Raw genomic sequence first — 25,338 nt, forward strand, 5'->3', positions numbered from 1 at the left:
AAAGGAGTGCCGCCATGTCAGACGCCCAAGACGCCCCGCAGCTTTACCTGATGACGCCCGCAGGCGCCCAGGCCTCGGCCCTGGGACCGCAGCTTGCGGCGGTGATGGACGCCTTTCCGGTGGCCTGCCTGCGCATCCGCGCGGGCGCCGAGGAGGACGAGTTGGGCCGTCTGGCCGACCTGGCCCGAGAGATCGCCCATGCCCGCGACGTGGCGGTGGTGATCGACGATCACGTCGTGCTGGCGCAGCGGCACGGGTTGGACGGGGTGCATCTGACGGATGGCGCGAAGGCCGTGCGCTATGCGCGCAAGGAACTGGGCGCGGATGCCATCGTCGGCGCCTTCTGCGGGTCGTCGCGCCACGACGGCATGACCGCGGGCGAGGCCGGGGCGGATTACGTCAGCTTCGGCCCGGTGGGCGCATCGGCCCTGTATCGGGGCGATCCCGTGGATTTGGACGTGTTCCAGTGGTGGTCCGAGACGATCGAGGTTCCGGTCGTGGCCGAGGGCGCGATCACCCGCGCCTTGCTGGAGCAGCTGTCGCCGGTCAGCGATTTCATCGCCATCGGACCCGAGATCTGGTCGGCCGAGGATCCGGTGGCGGCGCTGATAGCCCTGTGGGGCTAGATGTCGAAACGTTCGCGCGCCCCGGACGCGAAGCGGCGCAAGATCAACGGGTAAAGCTGGTGTTCGCGTTGCAGCACGCGGGCGGCCAGCGTTTCTGGCGTGTCGCCCGGTTCGACGGGAACGCGCGCCTGGCCCAGGATCGGACCTGAATCCAGATCGGTCGTCACCTCGTGGACGGTGGCCCCTGCCTCGGCATCGCCCGCCTCGATGGCGCGGGCATGGGTGTGCAGGCCTGGGTATTTGGGCAAAAGAGAAGGATGGATGTTCAGCATCCTGCCTTCGAAGCGGTCGATGAAGCCGGGCGTCAGGATGCGCATGAAGCCCGCCAGGCAGAGGATGTCGGGGCGCGACTCCAGCAGCGGTTCCAGAAGGGCGGCCTCGAACGCGGCGCGGTCGCCCTTGAAGGCGCGGTGATCCACGGCGGCGGTCGGCACGCCCAGGGCTGCGGCTTTCGCCAGACCGGCGGCGGTGGGGTCGTTGGACGCCACCAGCACCGGCTGGGCTGGATGGTCCTCCGACCGCATGTCCTGAACCAGGCGGACCATGTTCGATCCGCCCCCCGAGATCAGGATGGCGACCCGCTTCACGCAAGCGTTCCGCTGTAGCGCAGGCCCTGCCCTGCGGTGACTCGGCCCAGGCGGTGCACGGTTTCCCCCTGCTCCGCCAACAGATCGGCCAGCGCATCGGCACGGTCGGCGGCAACGGCCAGGATCATGCCGATGCCGCTGTTGAAGGTCTTGAGCATCTCGGCCTGGTCGATCCCGCCCGCCTGCGCCAGCCAGTCGAAGACCGGCGGCAGGGTCCAGGAGGACAGGTCGATCTCGGCCCCCAGGTCTTTCGGCAGGACGCGCGGCAGGTTTTCGGTGATGCCGCCGCCGGTGATATGGGCCAAGGCATGGACGCCGCCCGCGCGGATCGCCGCCAAAGCGGGTTTCACGTAAAGCCGCGTGGGCGTCAGCAGCGCCGCGCCCAGATCGCCATCGCTGAACGGCGAGGCCGCGTCCCAGCCAAGGCCCGCGCGCTCCGCCACCTTGCGCACCAGCGAATAGCCGTTGGAATGTACCCCGTCCGAGGCAAGGCCCAGCAGCACGTCGCCCTCGGCCACGCCAGCGGGCAGCGCCGTGCCGCGCTGCATGGCGCCGACCGCAAAACCGGCCAGGTCGAAGTCGCCGTCGTGATACATGCCCGGCATCTCGGCCGTCTCGCCGCCGATCAGGGCGCAGCCCGCCGCCTTGCAGCCGCGCGCGATGCTTTCGACGACGCGGGCGCCTTCGTCCACCGACAGCTTTCCCGTGGCGAAATAATCCAGGAAGAACAACGGCTCGGCCCCCTGGCAGACCAGATCGTTCACGCACATGGCGACCAGATCCTGGCCGATGCCGTCCAGATGGCCGGTATCGATGGCGATGCGCAGCTTGGTGCCGACGCCGTCGGTCGCCGCGACCAGAACCGGATCGTCGTATCCCGCCGCGCGCGGATCGAACAGCGCGCCGAAGCCGCCAAGCGCGTCCATCACGCCGGGACGCGCGGTCGCGGCGGCGGCGGGCTTGATGCGTTCGACAAGCGCATTGCCCGCGTCGATATCGACACCCGCGTCGCGATAGCTGATCCCGTTCTTGGTCATGGCGGCCCCCGGCTGGATTTGCGCCCCCGATAGCGGATGGCGCCAACCGGGGCAACGGTGATCGCGCTTGACCCAGGGGGCGCGCGCGATTAACCGGAAACCGCTGGGCCTGTAGCTCAATGGTCAGAGCAGGGCGCTCATAACGCCTTGGTTGGGGGTTCGAGTCCCTCCGGGCCTACCATCCCCCAAGCGTCGCCCGATGCAAAATGCCCGCCGGGGAGACCGACGGGCATTCGGGCCTTTCCGAAGCGGCCGCGCGGAGTCTTACGAATCCAGCTTTTCGACCTTCGGGATGGATTTCGCGATCTCGATCCGGCGGGGTTTCAGCGCCTCGGGGATTTCGCGGACCAGGTCGATATGCAGCATCCCGTCGGCATGGCTGGCGCCGTCGACGCGGACGTGATCGGCCAGGGTGAACTTGCGTTCGAAGGCGCGGGTGGCGATGCCGCGATGCAGATAGGTGCGGGTGTCGTCCTCTTCCGCCTTGCGGGCCGAGACGATCACGGCGCCGTCGCGAACCTCGACATTCAGGTCTTCGGGCGCGAAACCGGCCACGGCGATCGAGATGCGATAAGCATCCTCGCCGGTTTTTTCGATGTTGTACGGGGGATAGGTCGGGGCGGACACGTCGGCCGACAAGGCGCGGTCCATCACATCGGCAAGACGGTCGAAGCCGACCGAGGCACGATACAGCGGGGTCAGGTCAAAATTGCGCATAGGTCACATCCTTTACAAGCGATGCAGGTTTGCCCCCCGATTGCCGGGCGGGCCGTCGAAACCGGCGCCATCATGGCCGCCGGTAACGAAGATCTAGGATTGGACCTGCCCCCTTCAAGAGGGAAATGCGCGCTTTTTGCGGCAGGCCCGCCGCGCAATCGCGACGGGCAGGACCGCCGGTCAGGCGGCGGAATGCGCAGACAGCATCCGCGCGATTTCATCCTTCAGATGCGCGCGCTTGCGGCGAAGTTCTTTCTCGGCGGCTTCGCTGGTCGGTTGAATCAGCGATTCGGCCTGATAAACGGCATCATTGACCTGATCGTATTCCTCCAGAAGCCGCGCGAAATGCGCGTCCTTCAGCTTCAGGTCGTGGATGCGCGCCGCATCCTGGGGAAATTCCTCGTGAATGGCGTGGGGTGCAGCCATGAAGTCCTCCGATCCTGCGCGCTCCGTCCGGGCAGACTAGGCGGGGCGGAAGGGGGTTTCAAGATGGGGCGGCCCGTCCTAAACCGGGGCCATGACCATCCCGCTTGCGCTTCCCGACCGCATCCCCATCGCCGATCTTGCGGCGGTGGCCCTGCTGTTCGCCGTCTGGTTCGCCATCGGCTGGTTCACCGAAAGGCCGCCTGCGGGCAAGCCCTCGGTCTCGGTCCTGATGGTCCGGTTCCGGCGGGAATGGATGCTGCATTTCCTATCGCGCGACCCGCGCATCTTCGACGGCAACATCCTGGCCAGCCTGCGCGAGGGCACCGCCTTCTTCGCATCGGCCTGCATGATCGCGACGGGCGGGATCCTGGCGCTGATCGGCAATACCGAAAAACTGCGCGGGCTGGCCCAGGAACTGGCGCTGGAGGGCGGCGGAGAGATCCTGTGGGAACTGAAGCTGCTGGTGACGATGTTCTTCGTCGTCAATGCCTTCCTGAAATTCGTCTGGTCGCACCGGCTGTTCGGCTATTGCGCGATCATGATGGCGGCTGTGCCGAACGACCCGGATGATCCGATGGCGCGCGACCGGGCCATGCAGGCGGCGGATCTCAACATCACCGCCGCGCGCAGCTTCAACGCAGGGCTGCGCAGCGTCTATTTCGCGCTTGGATCGCTGGGATGGCTGGGCGGGCCGTGGGTGCTGATGCTGGGCACCGCCGTGGTGCTGTTCGTGACCTGGCGGCGGGAATTCGCCTCCACGTCGCGGCAGGTGATCATGCGCAGTCTGCCACCGCCCCGCTGGCCCGATCATGCCAGATCGCCATCGTCAGCACCAAGGCCCCCGCAGCCGTAAGCGCGATGCCGACATAGCCGCTGGAGGCCCAGCCCCAGCCCGCCGTCAGCGCCAGACCGGCCAGAAACGGTCCCAACGCGTTGGCGGCGTTGAAGGCGGCGTGGTTCATCGCCGCGGCCATGTTCTGCGCGCGGCCCGCGACATCCATCAGCCGGGTTTGCAGCGGGATCACCAGCCCCGCCCCCGCCGCCAGCAGGAAGGACGACAGCACCATCATCTGCCAGTTGCCGACCGCCAGGGACGCAAAACCCTGCGTGGCGGCCATCGCGGCCAGGCTGATATAGGCGGCACGGATCTGGCCCACGCGTTCGGTCAGCCGCCCCGCGACCCAGGTACCCAGCGTGCCGCCGACGCCGAAGACGCCAAGCGCCAGCGGGATCGCATAGGCAGGGGCCTGGGTGGTGGCGATCATCGCGGCGGTCAGGAAGGCATAGACGGCGAAGAAGCCGCCGAACCCAATGGCCCCCACGGCCAGCAGCCACAGCACACGCGGATTGCGCAGGGCCTGGAGTTCGTCCCAGGGCCGGGCGTCGGGGTTGCCGCCCACGCGCGGGGCGACCTTCAGGATCAGCCAGGCGGACAGCAGCGCGATGAAGCCCGGCAACGCGAAGCCCCAACGCCAGCCGACGCTCTGGCCCAGCCATCCGGCCAGGGGAACGCCGACGATATTGGCGACGGTCAGGCCCATGATGACCTGCGCCGCGCCCCGCGCCCGATGCTCTCGCGGCAGGGCGTCGGCCGCATACAGCATCGCCACCCCCAGAAACCCGCCATGCGGCAGGCCCGCCAGAAAGCGCATCGCGGTCAGCGCCGCCAGCCCCGGCAGCACCGCCGCCGCAAGGTTCATCACCCCATAGAACGCCATCAGCGCGGCCAGATACCGCCTGCGCGGCAGCCGTGCGCCCATGATCGAGGTCAGCGGCGCGCCGATCACCACGCCCAGGGCATAGGCGCTGATGACATGGCCCGCCTGCGGTTCCGTAATGCCCAGATCGCCTGCGAAATAGGGCAAAAGCCCCATCGCCGCGAATTCCGACGTGCCGATGGCGAAGGCGCCAAGCGCCAATGCCAGAATGGCATAGCGGAGATTTCCGTGTTCAGTCATGCGCGCGTTCCTGTGGGGGTTTGCCCTAACATCCCAGCGAATGCTGGGAATGCAAGACCTGCGCGCAGTAAACCCGCCCTGCGGGAAATGCAACCGCTAGAGATGGCCGCGCTTCAGCATGATCCAGATCACGCCTGCCGCCAGAACCAGCAGACCCAGCGTAACCGAGGCTGCGAAGCCGATCGCCCTGCCCCGCCACCGCGACAGTTCCCCAAGCGGTTGCAGATGGGCGGTCAGCGCCTGATGGGCGTGCGACAGCCGGACCAGATCCAGTTGCCGCGCGATCTTGGGCTGGGCCGACATCTCGTCCGCCCGCGCCAGGGTCCAGGCCTGCTTGCGCAACCGGCGCGGCAAGGCCCCGCCCCGACGGCGCAGCATCGCGGACAAGGGCGGCCTTTCGCCCCGGCGCGCGCCGCCGAACCGGGCGGCGATCAGGCGCGACACCTCGTCCGCCATGTCGCGGATGTCATCGGCACTGGTTGCGTGTCGTGTCATGGCGCGCAGTCTAGACGCTCTGGTCCGGGGGCGCCAGACGATCTAGGATCGCCCCCATGAAACTGAATCACAGCATCACCGGCACCGACGACGGCCTGCCCGTCCTGATGGTCCACGGCCTGTTCGGCCAGGGCCGCAATCTGGGGGCGCTGGCCCGCAGGCTGGCCGAACGGCGCCGCGTGGTGACGGTGGACATGCGCAACCACGGCGACAGCTTTCACGACGCCGACCACAGCTATCCGGCATTGGCGGGGGATCTGGCCGAGGTGATCGGGGATCTGGGCGGGCGCGCGGATCTGGTCGGCCATTCGATGGGCGGCAAGGCGTCCATGGTGCTGGCGCTGTCGCAGCCGGGCCTGGTGCGCAAGCTGGCGGTGATGGACATCGCGCCGGTCGCATACGGCCATTCCCAGACCGCGCTGATCGACGCGATGGAGGGGCTGGATCTGTCCTCCATCGACCGGCGCAGCGCCGCCGACGCCGCCCTGGCGCGGCAGGTCGCCGATCCGGGCGTCAGGGCCTTCCTGCTGCAATCGCTGGATCTGAAATCCGATCCGAAGGCATGGCGGCTGAACCTTGGCGCCTTGCGCGACCAGATGGACCGGCTGGTCGGCTGGCCCGAGGGCCTTCCCCACGCAGCCTTCGACGGCTCCGTGCTGGAGATCGCGGGCGAACGGTCGGATTACGTCACCGATGCCGGGCAGGCGGCGCTGCGCACGTATTTCCCGCAGGCACGGGTGATGCGCGTGAAGGGCGCAGGGCATTGGCTGCACGCCGACGCCCCCGAGGCGGTAGCCCAGATCCTGATCAGCTATCTGGGCGACGGCTGAGGGCGCCCCAGCAATCCAGGTCGAATCGCACCACGCCGGTATCGCGCGGCGCCAGGGCCTTGCCGCTGAAGGCGATCACCTCGCACCCTGTGGCCTGGGCGGCGGCCTGGGCCATCAGCGCCGGAATGTTCCGGCGCGACGGGCGTGCGACAAAGGTCATCCGCACGACCTCGGCCACCTCGTCCTTGTGAAAGATCGCGAAGTCGATTCCTTCCAGCCGGACATCGTGCCGCGACGCCCCCAGCATCCGGGGCGAGGGACTGGCGCAGGCGCACAGGATCAGCAACAGGACAAGGGCACGCATGTCCCCTGTCTGGCACCGAATGCTTAAGGCCGGGTTAACGGCTGCCCTGATCCTCCAGCCGCTCGGCCAGGGATTCGGCCCGTGCGGCCAGTTCGGCCATGGCTTCCTTCAGGTCGGAGGGGATGACCGGAACCTCGACCCGCGGGGGATTGGCTTGCAGCCGGTTCAGGTGGCGTTCGGCCTTTTCGGCGCGCTCTTCCAGCGTCGCCACGCGGTCGGCCAGCATCAGCCCGGCCAGCAGCAACAGGCGCGGTTCGGGGGTGCGGCCGGCCTGGGCCAGGATCTGCTGCGCCTCGGCGTCCAGAAGCGCAGCGGCGCGTTGCAGCAGCCGTTCCTCTCCGTCCTGGGCGGCGACGCGATATTCCTTGTGCCCGATGGTGAAATCGACCTCGGCCATTACCTGTCCTCCTCGATGCCGCCGTCCTGGATGCTTTCGGGAACGCCGCCCGCGTCGCCTGCGGCTTCGGGGGTGGCGACGGGCGCGGCGGCGTCTTCCGCCAGCAGCCGTTCCACCTCGGCCATCAGGGCGCCAAGCTGGGCCGCCTCGGCCGCGCGGGCGGCGCGTAGGGCCTCGATCTCGGCCTCCAACGCGCGGCTGACCGCCTCGGCCATATCCCCGCCCGCTTCCTCGATCAGCGCGCGGTTGGCGGCGATCAGGTCGTCATTGGCGGCGGCCAGACGGGCGGCCTGTTCGGCCATGTCCTGCCGCCCCAACCGATCCGTCAGCATCCTGATCTGCGCCTGGGCCGTCGCGAGGTCTTCACGCAGGTCCGGGCCGTGCCCCGCATGAACCGGGCCGCCGCGATCCAGAAACTGGTCGATGCGGTCCAATGCGGCACTCAGGCGGCGTTCGCTGACAGAGATATCGCTCATCGGCGGTCCTTTCGTAGCGTTTCCCCGGTTGTCGCATTGCCTCTGGCCCATGACAAGCCTGCCGCTTGGCGCGCCCCGCACGGACGCCTATAAGGCACCCGACGAAAGGACATTGCCATGCGCGAAGCCACCATCACCCGCACCACCGCCGAAACCCAGATCGAGGTCGCGCTGAACCTGGACGGGACCGGCGTCTATGACAACCAGACGGGCGTCGGCTTCTTCGATCACATGCTGGACCAGTTGGCGCGCCATTCGCTGATCGACCTGACCATCCGCGCCAAGGGCGACCTGCATGTCGACGACCACCACACGGTCGAGGATACCGGCATCGCCATCGGCCAGGCCCTGACCCGCGCGCTTGGCGACAAGAAGGGCATCCGCCGTTACGGCAGCTTCCTGCTGGCGATGGACGATTCGCTGGTCCGCGCCGCGTTGGATCTGTCGGCGCGGCCGTTCCTTGTGTGGAACGTCGATTTCCCGACCGAGAAGATCGGGACGTTCGATACCCAGCTTGTGCGCGAATTCTTCCAGGCGCTGTCCACGCATGGCGGGATCACCCTGCATGTGGACCGCATCCACGGCATCAACAGCCACCACATCGCCGAGGCCGCCTTCAAGGCCGTGGCCCGCGCCCTGCGCGAGGCGGTGGAACCCGATCCGCGCATGGCGGGCGTGCTGCCGTCGACCAAGGGGGCGCTGTGATGCGGGTGGCGCTGATCGACTATGACAGCGGCAACCTGCATTCCGCGGAAAAGGCGTTCCAGCTGATGAGCCGAGAGGCCGGGGCCGAGGTCGTCGTGACCTCGGATCCGGCGGTGGCGGCGCGCGCCGACCGGATCGTGCTGCCGGGCGACGGCGCCTTTCCCGCCTGCCGCGCCGCCCTGGGCGAGGTCGACGGCATGGCCGAGGCGCTGCGCGAAGCGGTTCTGGGCCGCGGCGTGCCGTTCATGGGGATCTGCGTCGGAATGCAGATGCTGGCGACGACGGGCCATGAATACCGGGAAACGCCGGGCCTCGACTGGATCGGCGGGCAGATTCAGGCGATCGCCGCGCCCGGCCTGAAGGTGCCGCATATGGGCTGGAACGATCTGGCGATCGACCGTCCCCATCCGGTGCTGGACGGCATCGCCACCGGCGATCACGCCTATTTCGTCCATAGCTGGCAGTTCCAGGTGGACGACCCCGCGCATCTGCTGGCGCATGTCGATTACGGCGGGCCGGTGACGGCGGTGGTCGGGCGCGACAATATCGTCGGCACCCAGTTCCACCCGGAAAAATCCCAGGCGGTCGGTCTGCGCCTGATCGCCAATTTCCTGGCCTGGAAGCCGTGACGGATTACCTTGCGGTAAACCGACATTAACGCTTCGTTAACCATCGCCGGATATGCGTTTGGGGGACGGCCGCGTTTCCGGCCGTCCAGCCAAGGCGGCGAGGCGCATGGATTACCAGTTCACGATGCTGACCGTCAGTCAGCAGATCACCACGAAACCTACCGGCACCGACGAACCGGCACCGTGGTCGAACATCACCACGGCCATCTCGATGCCCGGCGCCACGCTGTCGACGATCACCCTCAGCGACGACGACGGAAATTTCCAAAGCGGCCGCTATGCCCCCGACAGCACGGGACAAACGCTGACCACGGCGGTGACGTTCGGCAAGGACGCGCAGCCCACCCCGGCGGGAACGCCGCTGTCTTTCCACACCGCGACCATCATCCGCAGCGCCACGGCCAATCCCGACGGCAGCCATGACGAATTCAGGGCGCTGTTTCCCCGCAAGCTGATCCCCAACGCCGTCGGCACCGAACTGGGCGGGCGGTATTCGGTCCTGCTGATGCCCGTCGCGCGCGCCGACGGCACCTATCCCACCTTCAGCCTGGCGAATTCGTACACCGTCAAGGGCGTGCAGATCCTGGGCCGGGCCAACGATTCCGCCGCCTATCCGGTGAACGTGACCTGCTTCGGCATGGGAACCACGATCGAGACCGGCACCGGCCCGCGCCGGGTCGAGGATCTGCGCCCCGGCGACATGATCCTGACGCGGGATCGCGGGTTGCAACCCTTGCGGTGGCTGGGCGGATCGCATCTCGGACCCGAGGGGCTGGAGATGCGCCCGAACCTGCGGCCGATCCTGATCCGGGCGGGCGCCCTGGGCGCGGACAGTCCCGCGCGCGATCTGGTCGTGTCGCCGCAGCACCGGCTGCTGCTGCGGTCCCGAATCGCCGACCGGCTGTTCGAAAACGGGGAAATCCTGGTCGCCGCCAAGCACCTGATCGGCCTGCCGGGGATCGAGGTGACGGTTCCCGCCGGGGGCGTCACCTATTTCCACCTGTTGTTCGACCGGCACGAGATCGTGCTGTCGAACGGGGCCTGGTCCGAAAGCCTGTTCACCGGATCCGAGGCGCTGAAATCCGTCAGCGACGCCGCGAGGAGAGAGATTTTCGCCCTGTTCCCCGATCTTGTCGGCGGCAGCCCCCCTCGGCCGGCGCGCCGCTTGCTGACCGGGCGCGAGGCGCAGCAGCTCGCCGAACGGCAGCGCCGCAACCTGGGCCGGCGCCGCCTGGTCGAACCCCTGTAAGGGACGTCCCCGGTCCGGCCGGGGGCGGCGGGCATCACTTGACGGTGATGCGCCCGTCAAGTGCAGGCTTGTAGGCCCCCTCCTGCGCGCCCAGATAGGCGGCCACCACATCGGCCAGGTCGGGACCGAAATCATAGGCGTTCTGCGCCTTGGTCTCGAACACCTCGTAACCGTCGCCGCCCGAACGCATGTAGTTGTTCGACACCACGCCATAGGTCGCGCCCGAATCGATGGGCGCCCAGGCCCCGTCCTTCATCACCATCACCTCGCTGATCCGGCTGCCCGGTTCGGCCGCCGGATCGACGGTGTATTTCAGCCCCGCCACCTGGGCAAAGCGCCCCGCGCCTTCCTCGTACTGGCTGGCGCCGTTTTCCAGGGCCGCGATCACATCCGCGCCCTTCAACTGGAAGGTCGCCAGCGTGTTCTGGAACGGCAGGACGGTATAGACCTCTCCCATCGTGACCGGCCCTTGGTCGATCGAGGCCCGCAGGCCGCCGCCATTGGCGATAGCCAGGGTAATGCCCTGGTCCTTGACGCGATCCAGCATCGCATCGGCGACCAGGTTGCCCATCTCGCATTCGCGGACACGGCAACTGGCGCGGTCGCCGTCGATGGGCGCCGCGGCCTCGGCCACGACCTTCTGGCGCAGTTCCTCGATGGGGGCGGCCATCTCCTTGACCCGCGCGGCGATTGCCTCGTCCTCGGGGACCGAGTTGTCCAGCAGGATCGGCTGCCCCTCGGCCTTGGTCAGGGTGCCGTCCTCGTCGAAGGTCAGGGTCAGGTGGCCCAGGTATTTCGAATAGGCATAGGCGGTCGCGATCGGAACCTCGGCCCCGTCAGGCCCTTCGACCATGGTGGGATAGGGCCCCTCGGCCCCTTCCATGTCACCCAGCAGCGTATGGGAATGCCCGCCGACGATGGCGTCCAGGCCCGGCACCTGCCTGGCGAATTCCTGGTCGCGCAGATAGCCGACATGGGTCAGGGCGATGATCTTGTTCACCCCCTGGTCGGTCAGTTCCTGCACATCGGCCTTGAGGCTTTCGATATCGTCCTGGAAGATCACATTGGGACCGGGGGACGCCGTTTCCGGCGTATCCATCGCCAGGGCCGAGACGATGCCGATCTTTTCCCCGCCGACGTCCAGCGTCACGACATTCTCGATCTTGCCCTTCAGCACGTTGGACTGCGACAGATCCAGGTTCCCGGACAGGACCGGGAATTCCACCCCGTCCGCCAGCACCGCAAGGCCCTCGGGACCGTCGTCGAATTCATGGTTGCCGACCGCCATCGCGTCATAGCCGATGGCGGTCATGAATTCGACGACATCCTTGCCCTTGTAGGTCATGTAGAACAGCGATCCCTGATACTGGTCGCCCGCGTCCAGCACGATCACCTTGCCCCCATCGGCGGTGATCTGGTCGCGCAGTTCCTTGACCTTTGCCGCCACCCGCGCGACGCCTCCGAAGCATTCCCCTGCCTCCAGGGTTTGCGCGTCGCAGGTGCTGTCGTATTTGTTGATCGCCTCGATGCGGCTGTGCAGGTCGTTGGTGTGCAGGATGTGCAGGACCGTCTCCGCCTGGGCCGCGCCCGCGAAAAGCGCCGCGGCCGAAACGGCGGTCAGAAGGCGAAATGGCATAGGTGATTCCTTTCTCGTTCCGGTGGGTCGGATCGGAAGGAAGCTTGGCCCAGGGCGCAGAAAGGGTCAAATGCGCCATCGCCGCCGCTTGACCCGGCGCAGGGACAGGCGGCAAATGCGGGCATGATGATCTACAAGGTTCTCCGCCCGGCCGAATGGACCGATCTGCAAGCCGCCGGCGTCACCCAGGGCGCGCCAGTCGATCTGGCCGACGGGTTCGTGCATTTCTCGACAGCGGCGCAGCTTGCCGTCACATTGTCCAAGCATTTCGGGTCCGAGGGGGATTTGATCCTGCTGGCCTGCGATCCGGCAGCCCTTGGCGACGACCTGCGGTGGGAACCGTCGCGCGGCGGGGATTTGTTTCCCCACCTCTATCGCCCGCTGGCGATGCAGGATATCGCCTGGTCGCGCGTCATCGGACGCGGCGACAACGGCCACGAGACGGGACCGCTGGAATGAACCTTGTGGAAAAACTCGGCCTGGCCGCGCTGCACCGGCTGGACCCGGAACGCGCGCATGACCTCTCGATCCGCGCGCTGTCGTCGGGGCTGGTGCCCCTGCCCGGATCGCCCGTCACATCGGACAGGCTGCGGGTCACGCTGGCAGGGCTGGATCTGCCGAACCCCATCGGACTGGCAGCGGGATATGACAAGAACGCCAAAGCCGTCGCGGCGCTGATGCGGGCGGGCTTCGGCTTCATCGAGCTGGGCGCGGCCACCCCGCGTCCGCAGCCCGGCAATCCCAAGCCGCGCCTGTTCCGGCTGCCCGAGGATCGGGCCATCATCAACCGTTTCGGCTTCAACAACGATGGCGCGCAGGCAATCGCATCGCGGATGGCGGCGCGCCCTGCGGGCATTCCGGTGGGACTGAACATCGGGGCGAACAAGGACAGCGCCGACCGGGCGGCGGATTTCGCGGCCGTGGTGGACGTGGCGGGGGCATCGGCGGATTTCCTGACCGTCAACGTCTCGTCGCCCAATACCGAACGGCTGCGCGATCTTCAGGGCGCCGATGCCCTGGCCGCGCTGCTTCGCGGAGTGCTGGAGGCCAGGGACCGGCTGCCCTCGCGCCGTCCGGTCTTCCTGAAGATCGCCCCCGACCTGAGCAATGGGGAAATCGGCGACATCGCTGCCGTAGCCCTGGACAGCGGCGTCGACGGCATCATCGCTACGAACACCACCCTGTCGCGCACGGGCCTTGCAAGCCCGCATTCGGGCCAGTCGGGCGGGCTGTCAGGACGCCCGCTGTTCGAACGCTCGACCGCAGTTCTTGCCAGGCTGTATCGCGCCACGGGCGGCGCCCTGCCGATCATCGGAGTGGGGGGAATCTCATCGGCGGACGACGCGTGGGAAAAAATCCGCGCAGGCGCCAGTGCCGTGCAGATTTATTCGGCCTTGATCTATCACGGCTTTTCGCTGGTGACGCAGATGGCGACCGCCCTGGACACGCGGCTGCGCGACCAGGGCGTCACGTTGGAGGATCTGCGCGGCAGCGGAGCCACCGACTGGGCTCAGAGATAATCCTCGCCCAGTCCCAGCAACTGGTTCATGCTCTGCGACGGCTCGGGACATCCCGCATCGCCGATCACACGGGCGGGAACCCCGGCGACGGTCTTGCAGGACGGCACTTCGTGCAGAACCACAGAACCGGCCGCAATCCGGGAATGGTGGCCCACATGGATATTGCCCAGAACCTTGGCCCCTGCCCCGATCATCACGCCGTCACCGATCTTGGGATGCCGGTTGCCGTCCTCCTTGCCGGTGCCGCCCAGGGTGACCGAATGCAGCATCGACACGTCGTTGCCGACCGTCGCGGTTTCGCCGATCACGATGGAATGGGCATGGTCGATCATGACACCCGTGCCGATGACCGCCGCCGGGTGAATGTCCACGCCGAAGCATTCCGAACAGCGCATCTGCACGAAATAGGCCATGTCGCAGCGCCCTTCCTGCCACAGCCAATGCGCCATGCGATAGGCTTGCAGCGCCTGGAAGCCTTTGAAGAAAAGGACCGGCTGCAACAGCCGATGCGTCGCCGGATCGCGGTCATAGACCGCCATCAGGTCGGCCCGCGCCGCATCCCCCAGTGCGGGCGACATGCGATAGGCCTGGTCGGCGATTTCGCGCAGGATCTGCTCGCTCATCTCGCCGCTGGCCAGCTTCAGGGAAAAGCGATAGGCCAAGGCGGCTTCCAGGCTGTCGTGATGCAGCAGGCCCGCATGGATCAGCGATCCCAGCAGCGGCTCGTCGCGAACCGCCGCACGCGCCTCGTCCCGCAACTGCGCCCAGATCGCATCGGGATCAAGGCCCAGGTTCTTCTTGGTGCTGCTTTGCATGTTCATGTCACGGGTCCAGGCCAGTTCTTGGCCCTTCTTAGCGCGAACAGGCGGTCGGGAAAAGGGACGGGTCTCAGTCCGGCAACCGCAGGTCCAGCCAGTGAACCGCCAGCTTTACCTTTCCGCCGGTAAATCCCCCGCCCTCACCCGTCATCAGCAGGGTCGCGCCGCTGTAATAGGTCATCGGCGCGCCCAGCATTCCGCGCGCCCATGATCCGGCGGCCTTGCCCAAGCCCTGACCGAAGCGGTTGTTCGAGTCAGCCGTGCCCAGCCGCCAGGTCGTCAGCCCGCCGGTCAGGGCTTGAGTGACCTTGGCGACCGCGCCAACCACCATGGCGCCCGCCGGCATGGCGATGCCGGTGTTGAAGGTCGTGCCACTGCCGACGGTCACCTCGCCCTGGGCCATGCCAAAGGCCAGCCCCGAACCCATGCTGCCAAAGGTCGCGGCGCCCATGAACCAGCCTTGGCCGTCAAAGACGGCCTCGACCCCGCGATCCGCGACAAAGGCCCGCATCCCGCGCGACGGCGGCGCGAAGACCCAGCCGCCGTTCGCGCCCACCGCGATCCGTCCTGTCTGCCCCGCCCAGGCGCCGGACGCGCCCTGCGGCACACCCCAGGCCTGACCGTCGATCACCGTTTGCGGCGGGACCGCCACCGAAACGCTTTCCAGGACGGCGTTGGTCAGGCCGTCCAGGCGCATCAGCGCCTCGTTTACCGTTACATGCTTCTGCGCCTGGGCCGATTGCAGCAGCGGCAGTTGAAGACGCCTCGTTTCAGTTGTCATTGAAAATCCTCCTGACAAAGGGGCCCGGCCCGAACTGGTCGGACAGTTGGGCGACTGCGACGACAAAGGCGCCGCCTTGGAGGGCTGCGGTCCAGACCTGTTCGGGCACGGCATATTCCGGCAGGCCGACATCCGCCTGATGCAGGACGATGCCGTCCCGCAAGATACGGACGCGATAACGTTCGCGAACCTCGCCCAGGGGAATGTCGGCGCCGTCCCATCCATCCCCCTCCACACGGCTGCGGCGGATCCAGGACAGCGTGCGGCCCGAGGCGCGCAGATGACAGGGCGCATAGGGCCGCAAGCCTATTCCGCGCGCCTCGGTCATCTGGCCGCGATAGCTGGGATCGTCGAAGGCCCGCCGGGCCGGGCCGATGCGCCAGAACCGCTCCTGCCCCCTGGCCGAGGGCGGCAGATTCACCTGTTGCGCCGCACCGTCCAGCAGCACGACCACGCTGCCCTTGGGCCAGACCTCGGGCATGATGCCGTCGGTCCCGGCCTGGCCGCGCAGCCTGTCGCTGATCTCCCAGACATCCTTTTCCACGGGAACGGCCTTGGCGAACTGGAATACCTCCCAATTCTCCAATGACCCGTCTCCGATAGCCACCGCATTCGCACCAGCCAGCAGTGCCTTCTGGCCAATCGACCGCAGCGACGCATCCTTCAGCCGGATGCGCAGGGGCGCGCCGCGATCCATGACGCCGGACCGGGCGCGGCCCAACGCATTTTCCGTCCGGCCGATGAAGGCGCGCCGCGACAATGTGGTGTTCAACTCGAACCCTCCGTCGCTTTCGACCGACGCATAGGCGACCACCGAACCCGGCCAGGGCTTGGCGGTCGCCGCCAGATAGGGGGCGTGCGGCTGTTCGTCGCCCTTGAGCAGCGGCAGATCCAGAAACAGCGACCACACCGGCAGCGGCGGGCTGTAACGGGTGACGATGCCGTCATCCTCGTTGGTGACGGCCGGGCGATAGACGCCCGGCTCGACCCGGACGGCATCGACCGTCACCGCCCCGGCACGCTCGACCCGGTCGATCCGCCAGCGTTTGGGTTCGGCCTTTCCGTCATCCATGCGGATGACATCGCCCGGCCCCAGATCCCCTTGCGACGGTGGCAGAACAAGTCGCGCCGTATCCCGTGACACCACCGATTCCGCCAGCCAGCGTTCGGCAATGGCACGGCCCTCGGCACGCGTCAGCGACATGGGGAATTCGCTGTCGCTGGCCGTGTCGCCCAGGGTGTCGGCCAAACTGGCCTCGGTCGTGGCGGTGGTGTAATCGCCTCCGGCCTCCACATGCGTCACCCGCAGCCGCCCGGTCAGTTCCGCCTGGGCCAGGCGCACGGTTTCGAACCCCCGCACCTCATCGCCTGTCGCCAGATGCTGCTGCCCCAGATCCCGCTTGACCCGCCCGTCCCTGGGCAGGAAACACAGGCAGCCGTCGCGTTCCACCGCGTCGATGCCATGGGCAAGCAGGATCGGCTGCAAGGCCGCGCGCGAGGTTTCCCCGCCATTGACGTGAAAGCCACGCACCACACCCGTGACGCCGCTGACATCGAAATTGACGACACCCGCCTCGCGGCAGATATCCGCGATGACCGCCGCCAGCATCACCGACCCCGCGCGACCATTCAGCCAGTGGCCGCGCTCCCATGCGGGACCGTCGGACCACAGGTCGGTTCGCGCCGGGAATGCCGGATAGGGCCGCGCGTCCCAGCACCAGACATGCGCCCGGTCCAGAACCACCATGCGCCCACCGCCTTCCCTAGGCGGATTGTTCGCTGGCTTCGACCAATAGGACGTGACCGCCTGGACATAGGCGGCCTGGATCGCATCGTCGCGCTGCCCGTTCGAGTAATGCGGCAGCGTGCTTTCCGAACTCATGGCGTCCAGGAACTTGTTCGGCTGGTTGGTGGCCTTGTCCAGGGCCGCGCAGCCGTATTCGGTGAACCAGATCGGCTTCGATCCCGGCACCCATCCGGTCGCCTGCCGCGACCGCACGCCATTCGGGCGGTCATAGTGCAGGTTCTGCCACCAGCTTGCCAAATCCTTGTATTTCCAGACCCATGCCTCGTCATGGGCACCATCGGTGATCGGCGTGCGCCGCTGTGCATCGCGGTCGGCATCGCTGGCGTAATACCAGTCGTATCCCTCGCCGCCGCAGACATTGGACTCCAGATAGGCGGGATTGCCGATGCGACCCCAATGCGCGTCCAGATGATCCTCGTCATCGCGCCAATCGGACAGCGGCATGTAGTTGTCGATGCCGATGAAGTCGATCTCGGGATGCGCCCACAGGGGGTCCAGGTGGAAGAAAAGCTCTCCGTTGCCCGGATGATGGCCGAAATATTCCGACCAGTCGGCAGCATAGCCGATCTTGACCGTCGGACCCAGGATCGCACGAACGTCCTGGGCCAGACGGCACAGCTGCTGGACAGCGGGATAGCTGTTCCCCGCGCCGCGGATCTGGGTCATGCCGACCATCTCGGACCCGATCAGGAACGCATCGATCCCCCCCGCTGCCGCGCACAGATGGGCGTAATGCAGGATGAACCGGCGATAAGACCATTCATCCGGCCCGGTGTAGCGAACCTTGTCGCCATCGCGTGCGAAATCGCCGACTGCGGCCTTGCCGAAGAACGCATCGACCTCGGCCTTGGCCGCAGCCGTGCCATCGGTCGAGCCGGCTCGACCCGGCGCCGTCGACGTGGTGATCCGCCCGCGCCAGGGCATGACCGGCTGTTCACTCGCGCCATAGGGATCGGCCAGGCCGTTGCCTGCAAGCTGCTCCATCAGGATGAAGGGATAGAAAACCGCCTTCCGCCCCGACGCGGCGATTGCGCGCAGCCCCTCGACGACAGCCTGATCCGCAGGCGTCCCGCCATAGATCGGGCGGTCCTTCACCCGCGCGACCTGCGCCGCCGCGGACCGGCCGATACCGGCCACGGTCCAGGGCATCTCGGAGCCGTCGGTTTCCCTCTGCTCGACCTTGGGCTGAACCGTGCAGCGGCCGATCCGCAGGTCGCTGCCAAACCAGGACACGACCAACGACACCGACCCGACATTCGGCAACTCGCGCCCCAGGATGGTCATCGAGGCGGCGAAATCGGTCCCCCCCATGGGCGTGTTCACGTTGGTCGATCGCAGTTCGCCCAAGCCCAGATCCTGATTGACCGGCGTCGTCGCCAGCGAATATTCGCCGGTGCCGGGGATCAGCGCGATCGCGCGCACGTCGCGGCACAGACCGCTGCCGTCCTGCGCGGGGGACGTGACCTCGAAACTCAGCTGGGGCATCCGGTTGCCCCAGGCTTCCAGGTTCAGATCCTCCAGCACCACATAGGCCAACCCTCGATAGGCAGGCGCCAGATCGCCTTCATGCGCGGCGATGGCGGGGTCGGGACGCTGGTTTTCGTCGCCGTTATAGACCCGCATGTTCAGGTCGTTGGCCGAGATCTCCTCGCCATCTGCCCAGACGCGGCCCACCCCCAGGATCCGCCCTTCGCACAGCGCCAGCGCCACCGACAGGCGATAGCTGATCTGCGTGACGGTCGACCGCGGCGTCCCCTTGCCGCCGCCCGCATCCTCGGACCGCGCGATCTCCTCCAAGGGCGAAGCCCAGATGACATGGCCCGGCAGCCGCATCTGTCCCCAGATCCGCGGGATTGGTGCGCCCTCCCCTGCGGTTTGCAGGCGCAGGCGGTCGATGCGGCCGGTTTCCACGGCCTTGGACCCGCTGCCCAGCAGCCGCTGGTCGATGACCCGGCCGACCGTCGCGCCGACCGCGCGGCCGATGACGGCGCCCGACAGGCCCAGAACCGCGCCGCCGAAGCTTCCGCCAATCGACGCCCCTACGGCGGACAGCACGATGGTCGCCATGATGGCCTCCTTGTCTTGAAATCAGGGAAAGCGGAACCGGGCCGCGATCCGGTTCCGCCAGGGCGTCGTCAACGGGCTGTCGATGACGCCATGCGCGTTATAGGCATGAATGAAGCGCGGTGCCTCGCCCGCGTCGGACAGGATGCCCAGGTGCTTGGCGACCGCCCCTTCGCGCATCCGAAACAGCAGCACGTCGCCCGCCCGCATCGCATCCTCGCGCGGGACGGGCACCAGATGGCGCAGCGCGGCCGCCATCAGAACCTCTTGCCCGCCGCCCTCGCCCCAGTCGGGGGTATAGGGGGGCGGAGCCTCGGGTTCGGTGCCCAAACGGTCGCGCCAGATGCCCCGGATCAGGCCCAGGCAGTCGCAGGCGACGCCCCGAGTGCTGGCCTGGTGCTGATAGGGCGTGCCGATCCAGGCCCTTGCCACCGTCACGACATCCTCAACCACGACGCGACCCCGCTTGCGGCGCCATGATCCAGTCTTCGGACGGAAGATGAGGAAAGCCGCGAAAGTTGACGAAGTTGTTGAACTTGTTCAGGCACGTCGCGGCCCGCTTGTCGCAACCGGCGACAAGCCTGATCCGGTCCCCGGCAACCGGCGCGATGCCCAGACCCTGCCACAGCTCGATCTCTCGCCTGCCGTTCGGCAGCGCGGTGTCGTTCTTGACCGTGGCGCTCAGCCCCTCGGCGCTGCCGGTCAGGACCAGCAGGCTGCCGCGTTCGAACCAGCCAGCATCATAGGCCGGAAAGTCCGCGAAGCGCAGGATACGCCCATCCTTGATGTCCGCAACCTCTGTCTGGATGGCAAAGGTTTCCCCTGTCAGCGCCAGCTTGCAGCGCCCGTCCCCCAGCCGGGCCGAGCAGCGCGGATGAAACACCCGCCCCCGTGCGGCGTTCAGCGGTTCCGACAGACCCCGAAGCTCTGCCCGGAACGCGCCCTGGGATCGTGCGATTTCCCCCAGGCTGCCCGCAAACACCAGCCGCCGGGCGGACACGTCGGTCCAGTCCACCTCCCACATCCTGACCTCGGCGCCGTCCCAGCGGCCCGCAAGAACGTCCCGTTCCGTGATCGCGTCGTCGGACAGCGCCCCTTCCGCTTCCGAGTTGTCGACCGACAGCCCGGTGGCCTGGACCAAGGCACGGGCCGACATGCCATGGTCGGGCCGGAACCGGATCCCGTCAAAGGTCAACGTCGCATCATGGTCGGTGAAACCCAGCACCATTCCGTCCGCGCGGCGCACCATCCAGGCGCGCGCCCTTGTCGTCACCGTCATACCCGCACCTCGATCACCGGAATGGACGGCATCTCGCCCGCCTGGAAGGACGCGACCGAAACCGCGATCCGGTCGGTATCGAACCGCACCGGCACATCGAATTCAAAGCCGGCCGTGACGGGGGCACCCGGCTCGGGCGCGTCGGTAAAGGTGATCAGGCCGGCGGCGTGATCGACCTGGTAATGCGTGTCGGGGAAGACCTCGTTTCCACCGACCCCTGCGCGAACAGTGTCCTTGACCGGCTTGCCGATCGGCCGGGTATAGCGGCCCGGTCCCGAGATATAGGTCTTGGCCAGTTGAAAGACCCCCGTCACGCCGTCGCCCTGCGCGATGACCTGATCATCAAAGGCTGGGGCGCGCGACGGCAGGCAGCTTTTGTAATCCGTCCAGTCCTTCCAGCGAAAGCCGTGCAACTGGCCCGCCCGCGCCTCGAAGAAGGCGACCAGGGCGGACAGGTCGTCCAGGGACCGCAGTCCCATGCCCGCGTCATAGCGGCGGCGGGCATGCGCCCAGGGGGTGTTGCGCTCCTCGAACCCGTTGGCAAGGGCAACGATCTCGGTGCGCCGTTTAGGCCCGCCGACCGAACCGAAGGACAGGTTCGCCGGAAATCTTACCTCGTGAAATGCCATGTCGGTCCCTGTTTCAACTGTTGCGCTCGCCACGCGCCAGGACGCGGCCCAGTTGCGCGGCGATCTGGGATTGGCTGCGCTGGAAGCCCGCGACATCCGGCGTGGTGACGTTCACCGTCACGTTCATCGGCCGCGATCCGCCCCCGGCCGCAGCCACGCCCAGCCTGCCATCGGCACCCCGGCGCAGCGGCATGATCGCCTCGGGGCCGGCCTCGCCCATCAGGCCGGTGGCGCCACGCATCGGGAAATGCGTGGGCTGGCTGACCACGCCGCCCTTGGCAAAGGGCATCACCCGGCCCTGAACGAAGGCCCCGCCATTGGCAAAGGGCATGGCGCCGGACAGCATCCCGCCGATTCCCTGCGCGAGCGATCCGGCCAACGCATTCTCGACCGGCTTCATCGCCATCGAGAACACCGTGTCCGCGATCGACCGACCGATGCCCTTCAGCGACTCGGACAGCTTTTCGCCGTCGAAGATCAGGCCGTCGAAGGCGCGCCGCAGGCCGCCCTCGATCCCCGAACTCAGCGATCCGACCTCGCGCGCGGTGACCGTCACCGACTGCCGCAGCCGGTCCAGCTCCGCCTCGAAGGCGGCGGTCATGCGGCTGGTCTGGCCGAATCCCTGATCCAGGTCGTCCAGCGTCGTGCTGAACCCATCCTTGTTGGCCATAGCCCCTGCCCCTTATCCAGATGTTTCGCGCGGCCTGTCGGGAAAGCGCGCGGCCAGTTCCGCCAGCCGGTCCCGCGTCATGACGGGCGGCCCTGCCTCGACCCCCAGCATCAGCGCCAGTTCGGCAGGCGTCAGCGCCCAGAACTGATCCGGGCGCAAGCCCAGCCCGCGCATCCCGACCCGCATCAGGCCCGGCCAGTCCAGCCCCCCGCTCATGCGGCGATCCGAAACGCCCGCGCCAGCAATTCGGCGGCGGCGCGCCCCGCCGCGACCGGCCCGCCGTCGATCTCGACCGTCAGCAGGTCCGTCGCCGTGCCGCGCCAGCCGCCGCCGCGCAGCCCCGCCACCAGCACCGCCAATACGTCGCGGCTGCTGAAGCGGCCCGCCTCGAACCGCCCGGCGATCTCCATCAGGCTGTCGGCGCCCAAGTCATGCTCCAACTCGGCCAAGGCGCCCAGGGTCAGCCGGGCGACATGGGCGGTGCCGTCCAGCACGACCTCGACCTCTCCGCGCATCGGGTTCGCCATCACAGCGCCACGAAGGTCAGCACACCGGCCGAGGCCATCGTCACCTCATAGGTCGCCTCACCGTTATAGCTGCCCGCATATTCCAGCGCGGTCAGCTGGAACGGCCCCTCGACCGTGCCGAAATCCGGGATCACCACCTGAAAGCGCGGCACCTCTCCGTCGAAGAAGATCTGCCGCGCGCGCCCGTCGGTATCGGCATCGCGAAACACCCCCGACCCGGAAATCGAGGCGCTGCGCACCCCTGCCCCGCCCAGCAGTTCGCGCCAGCCGCCTTCGCTTTCCAGATTGGTCACATCGACCGTCTCGGCATTGAACGACAGGCGGGATGCGCGCAGCCCGGCAATCGTCTCGAACGCTCCGTCCCCGGTCATGTCCATCTTGATCAGCAGATCGCGTCCATTCTGTGCCGCCATGGCCCTTACTCCTCAGCCCAGGTCAATGCGCGCGCGAAAGGTCAGATCGACCCGCCGCGCCGCGCCTTTTTCAATCCGCCGCGCCCTGGCGCGTTGGAACCACAAGCCCGTCAGCCGTCCCCGGCTCAGCGCCAGCTGCGCCTGGTCCAGGGCATCGGCCACCGCCACGGCAGCGGCCTTGACCGCCGCGAAGCCCCCGCCCTGATCCGCGCCCGACAGGACCGAGACGACGAAATCGTGCTGCGACGCGGCCGCCGTCATGTCGCCCGCATCCCGCACATCCTCGGGACCAAGCGAGACGAAAACCCCCGCAGGCGACTCGACCGGCATCGCGTCGAAGATCGCATCCCCGACCAGGTCGTTCAGCGCGGTGTCGGCGCGCAGATGCTGATAGACCGCCCCTTGCAGGGCGACGCTTGCCGCAAAGCTCATGTCTGGTCCTCCTCGCGGGCGAAACATGTCAGCCAATGGCCGGTGGAGTCGCGTTCGGCGACCGCCTCGACTGCGAACAGGCGGCTGCCCATCCGCAGCCGCTGGCCCGCCATCGGGCGCCGGGGATCGCCCGCGCGGGCGCCCCGCACGGTGATCCGCCACGACACGACGCTTTCAGGCCCGACCTCGGCGCCGCGCTCCTGCCCGGCCCCGGCCTTCATCTCGGCCCACAGCGATCCGATCCGCTGCCAGACGGTGCGATAACCGCCCATCCCGTCGTCCTGCCGGACCGAGCCTTCCAGCTCCAGCCGCACGTTCAGGTTCGGCCCGTTCATCGCCGCGCCTCGCGGCTGCCGCGACCGGCCAGGGTGCGGACCTGCCGCCAGCGTTCGATCAGCGCGCTGACGCCGAATGGCATCGCGCCCTTGGCACCGTCATGGCTGCGGTCCTCGTAATACCGCGCCGCCAGCATCACCACCGCCTGCGCCAGATCCGCCGGAACCTTCGTCCAGGAATCGCCGAAGCCTGCGGTAAAGGTCACGCTGACCATGCCCCGGCGCGGCACATGCGGCAGGATCACCCCCGCGGGCAGGATCATCGGCCGCTGTCCATGCGGCAGCAGCCGCCAGTTTTCGGCCGGCACCTCGGTCACGGTGCCCATCCCGTCGTCGATTTCGATCTTGTCGACCGCGATCACCGGCGCCAGCGGCAGGGTCTGGCCCAGCCGGTCGCGCCAGTCGTCCAGCTGCATCCGAAAGCGCCGGGTCAGCAGCACCTTGCCCGTGCGCGCCTCGATCGTGGCGATCGCCGCGCGCAGGAACCCCGCCAGGGCCACATCCTCGGCCGTGTCATCCGCAATCTCGAAGCCCGTTCCAAGTCGCAAATGCTCGCGCAGCGCCGCGACAGGCAGCGCCTCGGCTTCGGGCGCCGTTTCCTCGATCAGCATCATCTCGCGAACCTCCCGTCTTGCTGTCCGCTCGTCATCCATCGGGACAAGGCCCGTCCGGGCCTTGCCGTCGCATCAAGTGGGAAAGACCGCGCCCGCGCGTCGGCCATCAGCGCGCGCGGACAGTTGCAAACCGGCATGGCCAGCGACCCGTGCGCGGTCTTTCCCTCACCTGATCCCTCGATCCGGGATCAGGCGAACTGCAACAGCTTGACGGCGCGGAAATCGGTCACGCCGCCGCCCACGCGCTTGGTCGCATAGAACAGCACATGCGGCTTGGCGCTGAAGGGGTCGCGCAGCACGCGCAGGTCGGGACGTTCGACGATGGTATAGGCGGCGCGGAAGTCGCCGAAGGCGATGGCCAGCGCATCCGCGCCGATATCGGGCATGTCCTCGCTGATCAGCACAGGATAGCCCAGCAGCTGCGGGGCCTGACCGGCGGCCAACGCATCGGTCCACAGGAACCGGCCGTCGGCATCCTTCATCTTGCGGATGGCGGCGGCGGTTTTCGAGTTCATGACGAAGCTGGCATTGACCCGATATTCGGCCCCCAGCGCATAGATCAGGTCGATCAGCGCGTCCGCCGGGGCCGCCGGATCGAACCCGCCCATGGCGCCGGTCTCGACGATGCCGATGGTGCCGTCGCCCGCCGTGGCAGTGGGCGCGGTCGGATAGGACAGGATGCCCTTGGGCTTGGACACGCCATCGCCGATGACGAAGGCCGCAGCCTCGGACCGGGCGAACTTGTCGGCGATGCGTTCGGCCAGCCAGGCCTCGACATCGAAGGCGCCGTCGTCCAGCAGACGCTGGCTGGCCTTCGGCATGGCCGACAGCTCGTGCAGCGGGATCGAGATGCGGTCGATGCCGCCCGGCGTGGTCTCGGCCGCCGCTTCCTCATCCGCCCAGCCCGCGCCCGTCTCGCCCTTTTCGACCAGCACTTCATAGCTGGCGGATTCGATGGTCACCACATTGGCCAGCTTGCGCAGCGACGCGCCCGAACGCAGCACGTTCTGCACCGTCTCGGCCACCTGCGGCGCGGCCAGGAAGCCGCCGTCGCTGGCGACCGTCAGGCCCTTTTCCTCGATGACCAGACCGCGCAGCCCGTCATCGTCGCCGCTGCGCAGATAGGCGTTGAACGCCTTCTGATGCGGCACCTCGACCTCGGCAGTGGTGGACAGGGGGGTGCGGCCGCGAAGGGCGGTCTTGCGATCAAGCATGGTCATGCGTTCTTCCTGTGCAGTGAACTTCTTCTGAATGTCGTCACGAAAGCCCCTGAGTTCGCTGACGAACCCCATCATGGCCCCCTTCAGGTCGGCGGCCGTGCCGCCGCCATCCGCGGCTTTCACCTCGGTCATGGTCTGTCTCCTCATCGCGATGATC

Annotated in this window: 32 protein-coding genes and 1 tRNA gene; 9 read left to right on the forward strand and 24 right to left on the reverse strand. The window is 67.7% G+C overall.

Annotated features, from left to right (window positions below; genetic code table 11):
- Positions 1 to 14: 14 nt before the first annotated feature.
- Positions 15 to 626 carry a thiamine phosphate synthase gene (locus PARHAE_RS10710; RefSeq protein WP_126154603.1) on the forward strand — a complete coding sequence of 204 codons (612 nt, stop codon included), beginning with the start codon at positions 15 to 17 and terminating at the stop codon, positions 624 to 626.
- Here PARHAE_RS10710 and purN read toward each other — a convergent pair.
- Both purN and purM read right to left on the reverse strand, forming a co-directional pair.
- A complete protein-coding gene (purN, locus tag PARHAE_RS10715; protein ID WP_126154604.1) occupies positions 623 to 1,213 on the reverse strand; it encodes a phosphoribosylglycinamide formyltransferase in 591 nt (196 codons plus the stop codon). The genes PARHAE_RS10710 and purN overlap by 4 nt on opposite strands.
- Positions 1,210 to 2,250, reverse strand: coding sequence for a phosphoribosylformylglycinamidine cyclo-ligase (gene purM / locus PARHAE_RS10720; RefSeq protein ID WP_126154605.1), 1,041 nt, complete (start codon positions 2,248 to 2,250; stop codon positions 1,210 to 1,212). Before purM ends, purN begins: the two co-directional genes overlap by 4 nt.
- A 105-nt stretch (positions 2,251 to 2,355) precedes the next feature.
- Between purM and PARHAE_RS10725 the strand changes: the two genes are divergently transcribed.
- Positions 2,356 to 2,431, forward strand: a tRNA-Ile gene (locus PARHAE_RS10725).
- 83 nt (positions 2,432 to 2,514) lie between these two features.
- On the opposite strand, the gene PARHAE_RS10730 is transcribed toward PARHAE_RS10725, so the two are convergent.
- Together PARHAE_RS10730 and PARHAE_RS10735 are read right to left on the reverse strand one after the other, a co-directional pair.
- On the reverse strand, positions 2,515 to 2,967 hold the full coding sequence (locus tag PARHAE_RS10730) for an Hsp20 family protein (protein WP_126154606.1): 453 nt from the start codon (positions 2,965 to 2,967) through the stop codon (positions 2,515 to 2,517).
- A 180-nt stretch (positions 2,968 to 3,147) separates the two neighbouring features.
- Positions 3,148 to 3,393: an HP1242/YdcH family protein gene (locus PARHAE_RS10735; protein ID WP_126154607.1), complete on the reverse strand. Its 246-nt coding sequence runs from the start codon at positions 3,391 to 3,393 to the stop codon at positions 3,148 to 3,150.
- Between the two features lie 91 nt (positions 3,394 to 3,484).
- Between PARHAE_RS10735 and PARHAE_RS10740 the strand changes: the two genes are divergently transcribed.
- Positions 3,485 to 4,246, forward strand: a complete 762-nt coding sequence (locus tag PARHAE_RS10740; protein ID WP_126154608.1) for a DUF599 domain-containing protein — start codon at positions 3,485 to 3,487, stop codon at positions 4,244 to 4,246.
- On the opposite strand, the gene PARHAE_RS10745 is transcribed toward PARHAE_RS10740, so the two are convergent.
- Together PARHAE_RS10745 and PARHAE_RS10750 are read right to left on the reverse strand one after the other, a co-directional pair.
- On the reverse strand, positions 4,167 to 5,351 hold the full coding sequence (locus PARHAE_RS10745; protein WP_126154609.1) for an MFS transporter: 1,185 nt from the start codon (positions 5,349 to 5,351) through the stop codon (positions 4,167 to 4,169). The two genes, PARHAE_RS10740 and PARHAE_RS10745, sit on opposite strands and share 80 nt — an antisense overlap.
- Before the next feature lie 96 nt (positions 5,352 to 5,447).
- Positions 5,448 to 5,846: a hypothetical protein gene (locus PARHAE_RS10750; protein WP_126154610.1), complete on the reverse strand. Its 399-nt coding sequence runs from the start codon at positions 5,844 to 5,846 to the stop codon at positions 5,448 to 5,450.
- A 56-nt stretch (positions 5,847 to 5,902) separates the two neighbouring features.
- Here PARHAE_RS10750 and PARHAE_RS10755 point away from each other — a divergent pair, with 56 nt between their 5' ends.
- Positions 5,903 to 6,676 (forward strand): alpha/beta fold hydrolase, encoded by a 774-nt coding sequence (locus PARHAE_RS10755; protein ID WP_126154611.1) that lies wholly within the window; start codon positions 5,903 to 5,905, stop codon positions 6,674 to 6,676.
- Here PARHAE_RS10755 and PARHAE_RS10760 read toward each other — a convergent pair.
- Genes PARHAE_RS10760 through PARHAE_RS10770 form a run of 3 tightly spaced genes read right to left on the reverse strand, consistent with a single transcriptional unit; the run spans position 6,654 to position 7,853 of the window.
- Positions 6,654 to 6,980, reverse strand: coding sequence for a hypothetical protein (locus PARHAE_RS10760; RefSeq protein ID WP_126154612.1), 327 nt, complete (start codon positions 6,978 to 6,980; stop codon positions 6,654 to 6,656). The two genes, PARHAE_RS10755 and PARHAE_RS10760, sit on opposite strands and share 23 nt — an antisense overlap.
- Positions 6,981 to 7,014: 34 nt before the next feature.
- Positions 7,015 to 7,377, reverse strand: coding sequence for a cell division protein ZapA (locus PARHAE_RS10765; protein ID WP_126154613.1), 363 nt, complete (start codon positions 7,375 to 7,377; stop codon positions 7,015 to 7,017).
- Positions 7,377 to 7,853, reverse strand: coding sequence for a hypothetical protein (locus tag PARHAE_RS10770; RefSeq protein WP_206436931.1), 477 nt, complete (start codon positions 7,851 to 7,853; stop codon positions 7,377 to 7,379). The genes PARHAE_RS10765 and PARHAE_RS10770 overlap by 1 nt, the downstream gene beginning before the upstream one ends.
- A 117-nt stretch (positions 7,854 to 7,970) precedes the next feature.
- On the opposite strand from PARHAE_RS10770, the gene hisB reads away from it, so the two are divergent.
- The 3 genes from hisB to PARHAE_RS10785 all read left to right on the forward strand — a co-directional run bounded on the left by hisB (position 7,971) and on the right by PARHAE_RS10785 (position 10,436).
- A complete protein-coding gene (gene hisB, locus PARHAE_RS10775) occupies positions 7,971 to 8,558 on the forward strand; it encodes an imidazoleglycerol-phosphate dehydratase HisB (RefSeq protein ID WP_126154614.1) in 588 nt (195 codons plus the stop codon).
- Positions 8,558 to 9,187, forward strand: coding sequence for an imidazole glycerol phosphate synthase subunit HisH (gene hisH / locus PARHAE_RS10780; protein ID WP_126154615.1), 630 nt, complete (start codon positions 8,558 to 8,560; stop codon positions 9,185 to 9,187). The genes hisB and hisH overlap by 1 nt, the downstream gene beginning before the upstream one ends.
- A 106-nt stretch (positions 9,188 to 9,293) precedes the next feature.
- Entirely contained in the window at positions 9,294 to 10,436 is a 1,143-nt protein-coding gene (locus PARHAE_RS10785) for a Hint domain-containing protein (RefSeq protein WP_164555216.1), read from the forward strand.
- Positions 10,437 to 10,470: 34 nt separating this feature from the next.
- Here PARHAE_RS10785 and PARHAE_RS10790 read toward each other — a convergent pair whose 3' ends face one another.
- Entirely contained in the window at positions 10,471 to 12,072 is a 1,602-nt protein-coding gene (locus tag PARHAE_RS10790; protein WP_126154617.1) for a bifunctional metallophosphatase/5'-nucleotidase, read from the reverse strand.
- A gap of 123 nt (positions 12,073 to 12,195) precedes the next feature.
- Here PARHAE_RS10790 and PARHAE_RS10795 point away from each other — a divergent pair, with 123 nt between their 5' ends.
- Both PARHAE_RS10795 and PARHAE_RS10800 read left to right on the forward strand, forming a co-directional pair.
- Entirely contained in the window at positions 12,196 to 12,531 is a 336-nt protein-coding gene (locus tag PARHAE_RS10795; protein WP_126154618.1) for a DUF952 domain-containing protein, read from the forward strand.
- On the forward strand, positions 12,528 to 13,592 hold the full coding sequence (locus tag PARHAE_RS10800) for a quinone-dependent dihydroorotate dehydrogenase (protein WP_126154619.1): 1,065 nt from the start codon (positions 12,528 to 12,530) through the stop codon (positions 13,590 to 13,592). The genes PARHAE_RS10795 and PARHAE_RS10800 overlap by 4 nt, the downstream gene beginning before the upstream one ends.
- Here PARHAE_RS10800 and cysE read toward each other — a convergent pair.
- The 14 genes from cysE to PARHAE_RS10870 form a co-directional block, all read right to left on the reverse strand.
- Positions 13,583 to 14,407, reverse strand: a complete 825-nt coding sequence (cysE, locus tag PARHAE_RS10805; protein WP_206436933.1) for a serine O-acetyltransferase — start codon at positions 14,405 to 14,407, stop codon at positions 13,583 to 13,585. The genes PARHAE_RS10800 and cysE overlap by 10 nt on opposite strands.
- Positions 14,408 to 14,480: 73 nt before the next feature.
- Positions 14,481 to 15,191, reverse strand: a complete 711-nt coding sequence (locus PARHAE_RS10810) for a DUF2793 domain-containing protein (RefSeq protein ID WP_126154621.1) — start codon at positions 15,189 to 15,191, stop codon at positions 14,481 to 14,483.
- A complete protein-coding gene (locus PARHAE_RS10815) occupies positions 15,181 to 19,065 on the reverse strand; it encodes a baseplate multidomain protein megatron (protein ID WP_126154622.1) in 3,885 nt (1,294 codons plus the stop codon). The genes PARHAE_RS10810 and PARHAE_RS10815 overlap by 11 nt, the downstream gene beginning before the upstream one ends.
- A 21-nt stretch (positions 19,066 to 19,086) precedes the next feature.
- Entirely contained in the window at positions 19,087 to 19,515 is a 429-nt protein-coding gene (locus PARHAE_RS10820) for an NlpC/P60 family protein (protein WP_126154623.1), read from the reverse strand.
- Positions 19,508 to 20,341 carry a DUF2163 domain-containing protein gene (locus PARHAE_RS10825; protein ID WP_126154624.1) on the reverse strand — a complete coding sequence of 278 codons (834 nt, stop codon included), beginning with the start codon at positions 20,339 to 20,341 and terminating at the stop codon, positions 19,508 to 19,510. The genes PARHAE_RS10820 and PARHAE_RS10825 overlap by 8 nt, the downstream gene beginning before the upstream one ends.
- A complete protein-coding gene (locus PARHAE_RS10830) occupies positions 20,338 to 20,970 on the reverse strand; it encodes a DUF2460 domain-containing protein (protein WP_126154625.1) in 633 nt (210 codons plus the stop codon). Before PARHAE_RS10830 ends, PARHAE_RS10825 begins: the two co-directional genes overlap by 4 nt.
- A gap of 13 nt (positions 20,971 to 20,983) precedes the next feature.
- Entirely contained in the window at positions 20,984 to 21,640 is a 657-nt protein-coding gene (locus PARHAE_RS10835) for a phage tail tape measure protein (protein WP_126154626.1), read from the reverse strand.
- Between the two features lie 12 nt (positions 21,641 to 21,652).
- Positions 21,653 to 21,856 (reverse strand): rcc01693 family protein, encoded by a 204-nt coding sequence (locus PARHAE_RS10840; protein WP_126154627.1) that lies wholly within the window; start codon positions 21,854 to 21,856, stop codon positions 21,653 to 21,655.
- Positions 21,853 to 22,167 carry a gene transfer agent family protein gene (locus PARHAE_RS10845; protein ID WP_126154628.1) on the reverse strand — a complete coding sequence of 105 codons (315 nt, stop codon included), beginning with the start codon at positions 22,165 to 22,167 and terminating at the stop codon, positions 21,853 to 21,855. Before PARHAE_RS10845 ends, PARHAE_RS10840 begins: the two co-directional genes overlap by 4 nt.
- On the reverse strand, positions 22,167 to 22,580 hold the full coding sequence (locus tag PARHAE_RS10850; RefSeq protein ID WP_126154629.1) for a phage major tail protein, TP901-1 family: 414 nt from the start codon (positions 22,578 to 22,580) through the stop codon (positions 22,167 to 22,169). The genes PARHAE_RS10845 and PARHAE_RS10850 overlap by 1 nt, the downstream gene beginning before the upstream one ends.
- A 12-nt stretch (positions 22,581 to 22,592) precedes the next feature.
- Entirely contained in the window at positions 22,593 to 23,012 is a 420-nt protein-coding gene (locus PARHAE_RS10855) for a DUF3168 domain-containing protein (RefSeq protein ID WP_126154630.1), read from the reverse strand.
- Complete coding sequence (locus tag PARHAE_RS10860) at positions 23,009 to 23,347, reverse strand: head-tail adaptor protein (protein WP_126154631.1); 339 nt, start codon at positions 23,345 to 23,347, stop codon at positions 23,009 to 23,011. The genes PARHAE_RS10855 and PARHAE_RS10860 overlap by 4 nt, the downstream gene beginning before the upstream one ends.
- Positions 23,344 to 23,961: a head-tail connector protein gene (locus tag PARHAE_RS10865; RefSeq protein WP_126154632.1), complete on the reverse strand. Its 618-nt coding sequence runs from the start codon at positions 23,959 to 23,961 to the stop codon at positions 23,344 to 23,346. The genes PARHAE_RS10860 and PARHAE_RS10865 overlap by 4 nt, the downstream gene beginning before the upstream one ends.
- A 188-nt stretch (positions 23,962 to 24,149) precedes the next feature.
- Positions 24,150 to 25,313 (reverse strand): phage major capsid protein, encoded by a 1,164-nt coding sequence (locus tag PARHAE_RS10870; protein WP_126154633.1) that lies wholly within the window; start codon positions 25,311 to 25,313, stop codon positions 24,150 to 24,152.
- Positions 25,314 to 25,338: the final 25 nt, after the last annotated feature.

The sequence above is a fragment of the Paracoccus haematequi genome, assembly GCF_900631945.1.
GTDB lineage: Bacteria > Pseudomonadota > Alphaproteobacteria > Rhodobacterales > Rhodobacteraceae > Paracoccus > Paracoccus haematequi_A.

Bases quoted from the DNA above. Each gene is read 5' to 3' on its own strand.
- PARHAE_RS10710 (WP_126154603.1), top strand. From the start codon at position 15: ATGTCAGACGCCCAAGACGCCCCGCAGCTTTACCTGATGACGCCCGCA.
- purM (WP_126154605.1), bottom strand. From the start codon at position 2,250: ATGACCAAGAACGGGATCAGCTATCGCGACGCGGGTGTCGATATCGAC.
- PARHAE_RS10730 (WP_126154606.1), bottom strand. From the start codon at position 2,967: ATGCGCAATTTTGACCTGACCCCGCTGTATCGTGCCTCGGTCGGCTTC.
- PARHAE_RS10735 (WP_126154607.1), bottom strand. From the start codon at position 3,393: ATGGCTGCACCCCACGCCATTCACGAGGAATTTCCCCAGGATGCGGCG.
- PARHAE_RS10740 (WP_126154608.1), top strand. From the start codon at position 3,485: ATGACCATCCCGCTTGCGCTTCCCGACCGCATCCCCATCGCCGATCTT.
- PARHAE_RS10745 (WP_126154609.1), bottom strand. From the start codon at position 5,351: ATGACTGAACACGGAAATCTCCGCTATGCCATTCTGGCATTGGCGCTT.
- PARHAE_RS10750 (WP_126154610.1), bottom strand. From the start codon at position 5,846: ATGACACGACACGCAACCAGTGCCGATGACATCCGCGACATGGCGGAC.
- PARHAE_RS10755 (WP_126154611.1), top strand. From the start codon at position 5,903: ATGAAACTGAATCACAGCATCACCGGCACCGACGACGGCCTGCCCGTC.
- PARHAE_RS10760 (WP_126154612.1), bottom strand. From the start codon at position 6,980: ATGCGTGCCCTTGTCCTGTTGCTGATCCTGTGCGCCTGCGCCAGTCCC.
- PARHAE_RS10765 (WP_126154613.1), bottom strand. From the start codon at position 7,377: ATGGCCGAGGTCGATTTCACCATCGGGCACAAGGAATATCGCGTCGCC.
- PARHAE_RS10770 (WP_206436931.1), bottom strand. From the start codon at position 7,853: ATGAGCGATATCTCTGTCAGCGAACGCCGCCTGAGTGCCGCATTGGAC.
- hisB (WP_126154614.1), top strand. From the start codon at position 7,971: ATGCGCGAAGCCACCATCACCCGCACCACCGCCGAAACCCAGATCGAG.
- hisH (WP_126154615.1), top strand. From the start codon at position 8,558: ATGCGGGTGGCGCTGATCGACTATGACAGCGGCAACCTGCATTCCGCG.
- PARHAE_RS10785 (WP_164555216.1), top strand. From the start codon at position 9,294: ATGGATTACCAGTTCACGATGCTGACCGTCAGTCAGCAGATCACCACG.
- PARHAE_RS10790 (WP_126154617.1), bottom strand. From the start codon at position 12,072: ATGCCATTTCGCCTTCTGACCGCCGTTTCGGCCGCGGCGCTTTTCGCG.
- PARHAE_RS10795 (WP_126154618.1), top strand. From the start codon at position 12,196: ATGATGATCTACAAGGTTCTCCGCCCGGCCGAATGGACCGATCTGCAA.
- PARHAE_RS10800 (WP_126154619.1), top strand. From the start codon at position 12,528: ATGAACCTTGTGGAAAAACTCGGCCTGGCCGCGCTGCACCGGCTGGAC.
- cysE (WP_206436933.1), bottom strand. From the start codon at position 14,407: ATGCAAAGCAGCACCAAGAAGAACCTGGGCCTTGATCCCGATGCGATC.
- PARHAE_RS10810 (WP_126154621.1), bottom strand. From the start codon at position 15,191: ATGACAACTGAAACGAGGCGTCTTCAACTGCCGCTGCTGCAATCGGCC.
- PARHAE_RS10815 (WP_126154622.1), bottom strand. From the start codon at position 19,065: ATGGCGACCATCGTGCTGTCCGCCGTAGGGGCGTCGATTGGCGGAAGC.
- PARHAE_RS10825 (WP_126154624.1), bottom strand. From the start codon at position 20,341: ATGACGGTGACGACAAGGGCGCGCGCCTGGATGGTGCGCCGCGCGGAC.
- PARHAE_RS10830 (WP_126154625.1), bottom strand. From the start codon at position 20,970: ATGGCATTTCACGAGGTAAGATTTCCGGCGAACCTGTCCTTCGGTTCG.
- PARHAE_RS10835 (WP_126154626.1), bottom strand. From the start codon at position 21,640: ATGGCCAACAAGGATGGGTTCAGCACGACGCTGGACGACCTGGATCAG.
- PARHAE_RS10840 (WP_126154627.1), bottom strand. From the start codon at position 21,856: ATGAGCGGGGGGCTGGACTGGCCGGGCCTGATGCGGGTCGGGATGCGC.
- PARHAE_RS10845 (WP_126154628.1), bottom strand. From the start codon at position 22,167: ATGGCGAACCCGATGCGCGGAGAGGTCGAGGTCGTGCTGGACGGCACC.
- PARHAE_RS10850 (WP_126154629.1), bottom strand. From the start codon at position 22,580: ATGGCGGCACAGAATGGACGCGATCTGCTGATCAAGATGGACATGACC.
- PARHAE_RS10855 (WP_126154630.1), bottom strand. From the start codon at position 23,012: ATGAGCTTTGCGGCAAGCGTCGCCCTGCAAGGGGCGGTCTATCAGCAT.
- PARHAE_RS10860 (WP_126154631.1), bottom strand. From the start codon at position 23,347: ATGAACGGGCCGAACCTGAACGTGCGGCTGGAGCTGGAAGGCTCGGTC.
- PARHAE_RS10865 (WP_126154632.1), bottom strand. From the start codon at position 23,961: ATGATGCTGATCGAGGAAACGGCGCCCGAAGCCGAGGCGCTGCCTGTC.
- PARHAE_RS10870 (WP_126154633.1), bottom strand. From the start codon at position 25,313: ATGACCGAGGTGAAAGCCGCGGATGGCGGCGGCACGGCCGCCGACCTG.